Origin of the sequence: Streptomyces sp. C (genome assembly GCF_000158895.1) — a bacterium.
Taxonomy (GTDB): domain Bacteria; phylum Actinomycetota; class Actinomycetes; order Streptomycetales; family Streptomycetaceae; genus Streptomyces; species Streptomyces racemochromogenes.
Map to the genome: position 1 here is coordinate 2,925,737 of NZ_GG657750.1, position 4,900 is coordinate 2,930,636.

At 74.5% G+C, this 4,900-nt stretch carries 5 protein-coding genes and 1 pseudogene; all 6 read right to left on the reverse strand.

The window, feature by feature from the left end; all coding sequences use genetic code 11:
- Positions 1-1,012 (reverse strand): ABC transporter ATP-binding protein (locus tag SSNG_RS13085; RefSeq protein WP_063749889.1); only part of this gene is annotated, 1,012 nt, incomplete at its 3' end.
- Positions 1,009-1,745, reverse strand: a pseudogene (locus tag SSNG_RS13090) (phosphonatase-like hydrolase). The pseudogene SSNG_RS13090 and the gene SSNG_RS13085, both read right to left, overlap by 4 nt.
- Positions 1,746-1,750: 5 nt before the next feature.
- Positions 1,751-2,872 (reverse strand): TIGR03364 family FAD-dependent oxidoreductase, encoded by a 1,122-nt coding sequence (locus SSNG_RS13095; RefSeq protein WP_007264308.1) that lies wholly within the window; start codon positions 2,870-2,872, stop codon positions 1,751-1,753.
- A gap of 157 nt (positions 2,873-3,029) precedes the next feature.
- Positions 3,030-3,797: a GntR family transcriptional regulator gene (locus SSNG_RS13100; protein ID WP_007264309.1), complete on the reverse strand. Its 768-nt coding sequence runs from the start codon at positions 3,795-3,797 to the stop codon at positions 3,030-3,032.
- Between the two features lie 23 nt (positions 3,798-3,820).
- The gene (locus tag SSNG_RS37905; RefSeq protein ID WP_007264310.1) at positions 3,821-4,087 is read right to left on the reverse strand and encodes a hypothetical protein; all 267 of its coding nucleotides are present in this window, start codon (positions 4,085-4,087) and stop codon (positions 3,821-3,823) included.
- Entirely contained in the window at positions 4,050-4,571 is a 522-nt protein-coding gene (locus SSNG_RS42050; RefSeq protein ID WP_050779616.1) for a hypothetical protein, read from the reverse strand. The genes SSNG_RS37905 and SSNG_RS42050 overlap by 38 nt, the downstream gene beginning before the upstream one ends.
- Positions 4,572-4,900 lie beyond the last annotated feature (329 nt).

The window sequence follows — 4,900 nt, forward strand, 5'->3', positions numbered from 1 at the left end:
TCGCGGGGCTCGAAGTGCAGGTCACCTCGTCGCCCAGCGCCGGGGTCTCCCTCAGCTCGGGCAGGTCCGCCTTCACGCGGTGCCCGCCCACGTCCACGTACAGCCGGTGCGTCGAGCCGCGCCACTGCACCTCGGTGATCGTGCCGCGCAGGGCGTTCGGCCCCTCGCCGAGCCCGAGCAGGTGCGGGCGTACGCACAGGGTGGCGGTCGAGCCCGGGGACGCGGGCCCGGCGTCGAGGGCCAGCGGGCGGCCCGCGAAGACGGCGCCGCCGTCGGCCACCGTCACCGGCAGCAGGTTGGCGTTGCCGACGAAGGACGCGGTGAACTCGGTGCGCGGCGCCCGGTACAGCTGCTGCGGGGTGCCGCAGTCCTGGAGGCGGGCCCGGTCCATGACGGCGATCCGGTCGGCCAGCGTCAGCGCCTCGACCTGGTCGTGGGTGACGTACAGGATGGACACCTCGGGCAGTTCGCGGTGCAGCCGGGCCAGTTCCGCCAGCATCCCGGAGCGCAGCTGGGCGTCGAGGGCCGAGAGGGGCTCGTCCAGGAGGAGGACGCCGGGGCGGATGGCGAGGGCGCGGGCGATGGCGACGCGCTGCTGCTGGCCGCCGGACAGTTCGCGGGGGTAGCGGCGGGCGTAGGCGGCCATCCCCGTCATCTCCAGGGCCTCGGCGACGCGGGCGGGGACCTCCGCCTTGGGGGCCTTCTGCGCCCTGAGGCCGAACGCGACGTTGTCCTCGACGCGCATGTGCGGGAAGAGCGCGTACTGCTGGACGACCATGCCGATGCCGCGTTTGTGGGGCGGCAGGGCGGTGACGTCGCGGCCGCCGATCAGCACCCGCCCGGAGGCGGGCCGGACGAAGCCGGCGACCGCGCGCAGTGCGGTGGTCTTGCCGGAGCCGGAGGGCCCGAGGAGGGCCATGACCTCGCCGGGTTCGACGGTCAGGTCGAGGGAGTCCAGGACGGTGGTGCCGTGGTAGGCGACCGAGACGGAGTCGAAGCGGATGCCGCTCACGACGACTCCGCGAGCGGTGCGGGGACGGCGAGGAGGCCGGGGAGTTCGGTGACGGAGCCGAGGACGTGGGTCGCGCCGTGCCCGGCCAGCGTGGCGCGGTCGTGGGCGCCGGTGAGGACCCCGGCGACGGTGCCGGCGCCGGCGCGGCAGCCGCTGAGCATGTCGTACGCGGTGTCGCCGGCGACGACGGTGTCGCGTACGTCGGCCACCGCGCCCGTGCGCAGGAACGCCGTCAGCACCATGTCCGGGTAGGGGCGGCCGCGGCCGCCCGCGTCGGCGGGGCACAGGGTGAGGTCGGCGAGGTCGCGCCAGCCGAGGGCGTCGAGGATGGCGTCCTGGGTGACGCGGGCGAAGCCGGTAGTCAGGACGACGGTGTGGCCGGCGGCGCGGAGTTCCTCGACGGCGGCGCGGGCGCCGGGGAGCGGGCGACGAGGCCGCCGTCGACGAGTTCCGCGTACGCGTCCTCGAAGGCGGAGTTGGCGAGCCGGGCGCGCTCCTCCGTGCCGAAGAGGTGGCGGAAGACGGAGATCTTCGACTCGCCCATGGTGTCGCGGACGTACTGGAGCTTCTCGGCGTGGGCGGGGGTGCCCGGTTCGACGCCGAGGCGGGCGGCGGCGTGCTCGAAGGCGCGCTCGACGAGGCCGCCGTCGGCGACGGTGGTGCCGGCCATGTCGAGCACGACCAGCTTCTTGGGGATGTTGTCGGTCGTGCTGTCGGTCGTGCTGTCGGTCATGCGGCTCACCAGCCCAGTTCGTTCGCGGTGGTCTCGGCGATGGCGGGCGAGCAGGTCATGCCGCGGCCGCCGGGTCCGGTCACCAGCCAGACGCCGTCGGCCACCTGCTGGCGGTGGACGACGCGGGTGGTGTCGGTGCACTGCGCGTACACGCCGGCCCAGCGGTGCCTGATCTTCGGCAGGGGCCGGCCCAGGAAGGACTCGACGACCTGGGTGAGGTGGTCGTAGGGGTCTTCGAGGGTGTCGAACGCGAACGGGTGCTCGTACTCGTGGGTGTCGCCGATGGTCAGTCCGCCGTCCTGGCGCTGGACCATCAGCAGCTGCATCTTGTGCGCGGCGGCAACGGGCGCCTGCGCCTGCTCGGCGTTGAGGACGTCGAGCGCGTCGCTCCGGTAGGCGGGGTAGTAGCGGAAGCTGTCGGCGTCGGCGACGGAGGTGGTGAGCGGCTCGCCCAGTGGGGCGGTCTGCATCATCTGGAGCCGGACGCGGCGGACGGGCAGTTCGGGGGCGAGTTCGCGGACCAGGCCGGACAGCCAGGCGCCGGTGGCGAGGACGACGGCGTCGCCGCGGTGGACGTCGCCGTGGTCGTCGCGGACCGCACCGGGGCCGGCCAGGTCGCGTACCTCGCGGCCGGGGACGAAGGTGTAGCGGCCGGAGGCGCGGAGGGCCTCGCGGAGGTGGAGCTGGGCGGTGCGCGGTTCGACGGCCGCGTCGCGCTCGCACCACAGGGCGGCCTCGAAGGCCCCGCGCAGGGCCGGGTTGACCGCCCGCGCCTCGGCGGCGGAGAGCAGCTCGTAGCCGCGGGCGGCGGCGTCGGGGCGGGCGGCGGCCGCCTCGGCGACCGCGTATTCGCGGGCGTTGCGTACGGGGGTGAGGGAGCCGATGGGGCGAAAGCCCAGGCCGGGCACCTCCGCGCCGATCCGCTCCCAGAGCTCGCGGGCGCGCAGGGCGGTGTCGAGCTCCTCGCCCCCGGCCCGGCCGCTGACCCAGATCTGGCCGAAATTGCGCAGTGAGGCGCCGCGCGCCTCGGCCTCGCGCTCGATCTGGACGACCTCGTGGCCGCGTTGGACTGCTTGCCAGGCGTGCATGGTGCCGACCACGCCGCCTCCGACGACTATGACTCTCACGGCGTCCACGGTCGGCGCGGTCGGTGACCCGGGGGGATCGCGGGGGCGACGGGGCCGTGAACAGCCCTCGACGCTTGGACTAGACCCGTTATCGTTCTGTGATTTGAGAGGGGGACCGTTCGTCCGCTTGACGGGGATTTGGGCGGGACGCCCGGGGCTATTCGGGCCGCAGGTGGGTCGTGAAGCTGAACCGGTCGCCACGGTAGAGCGAACGCACCCGCTCCAGCGGCCGGCCGTCCCGGTCCCGCGAGAAGCGGTGGATGAGCAGCATCGGGAGCGCGGGCGGCGTCCCGATCAGCAGGGCTTCGCGGGGGGTGGCGAGGACGGTCTCCAGCTTCTCGTCCGCGTCCCCGAAGGAGATGCCGAGGCTGTCGTGGAGGTAGCCGTAGAAGGAGGAGTCCGGCTTGAAATCGACGTCGAGGTGGGGGACCCGGGCCACCCGGATGTACGTGCTCTCCAGCCCGACGCGCTCGTCGTCGGCGAGCAGCACCCGCTCCAGGTGCCAGACGGGCTCGCCCGCCTCGGCGCCGATGCCGGGCGCGAGGTCGGGCGGGCAGGGGAAGCGCTCCAGGCCGATCAGGTTGCGGCCCGGGCGGCGGCCCTGACGGCGCACCCCCTCGGTGTAGCTGGCGAGGGAGAGCGGCTGCTCGAGCTTCGGGCCGGCCACCACGGTGCCGCGTCCGGAACGGCGCAGCCGGCCTTCGAGCAGCAGCTCGCGCAGGGCTTGGCGTACGGTCTCGCGGGCCACCTCGTACCGCTCGGCGAGATCGCGCTCGGTGGGCAGCAGGCCGCCTTCGCCGAGCTCGTCGAGGAGATCGGCGATGCGGGCCTTGACGGCGTAGTACTTGGGGATGCGGCCGTGCTCGGGGATGCCGGAGCGGACGGGCGAGCCGGGGCGGTGGGGCGGCGGGTTCTGGTCTTCCACGCTCGGACTGTACGCGGCCGGTGTTACCCGGACGCCCTGATCCTCCGCGCCCCGAGCAGCAGCCCGCCCCCGGCGGCGAGCGCGGCGACGGCCATCCCGCCGTACGCCCACTCGCGGGGGCCGGTGTGCGCGAGCGAGCCCGCCTCCGCCGGGTCCTGCGGCCCCTGCACCGAGAAGCGGTTCCCGCCGGCCTCGCCGACCCACGCGCCGTCGTCGGCCTGGCGCTGGACCAGCGCGGCGTCGGCGACGACCTCACCGAGCGGGGCGTCGGGGGCGAAGGCCAGCCGCACCTTGACGGTGGCCGACCCGCCCGCCGGGACCGAGAAGCCGGAGAACCGGGCTCCCGCCGTCGAACACGGCGATGATCTCGTCGCGGTCGGAGCGCTCCAGGGTGACGGGGTAGGGGCCGCCGGGCGCGTCGAACTCCATCCTGAGGTGGGCGGGGCGCAGGGCCCGGGCGGGGTCGGTGAAGACGACCACGGGGTGGATGGCCGTGCAGGTACCGCTGGTGGTGTTGGTCAGGTCCAGCAGCCAGCTCTGCGGCCCGGCACCGGCCCGGTAGACCGCCGGCCCGCCCCGGATCCGCGCCCCGATGGGGAACGCGGTGGCCTTGCCGTCGCCGCAGGTGGCGTGCGCCCGGGAGGGCAGCGCGGGGGCGGGGCGGGCGCCGCCGCCGTTGCCGACGTCGGCGGTGGCGGCGGGGGCGGCGGGGGCGGCGAGGGCGAGCAGGAGGGCGGTGAGGGCAAGGGCGTTGCGGGTGTCGCGCAGTCGCATGGAAGACCCTTTGCTGCTCGCCGGACGGTCCGGGTACGGAAGAAAGCGGTACGGAAGAAAGCGGTACGGAAGAAAGCGGTACGGAAGAAAGCGGTACGGAAGGAAGCGATATCGGAACCGGGACGGAGGGAACCGGGACGGAGGGAACCGGAATGATGTTCGGACGAGGCGACAATCACCCCGCCCCTTGCCCGCACCCTGCCACGACGCCACACCCCGGGCCCCGCACCCCACGCGCGAACCCTGCCGGTTTACGCCCGAACGGCGGCCGGGGTCAAACGGGGCGGGTCGCGGGCCGGTCGGCGATCTCCATGGCCAGATCCAGCCCC

What these genes read in the sequence shown, in the direction of transcription:
- SSNG_RS42050 (WP_050779616.1), bottom strand. Translation starts at nt 4,571, where the DNA reads ATGCGACTGCGCGACACCCGCAACGCCCTTGCCCTCACCGCCCTCCTG.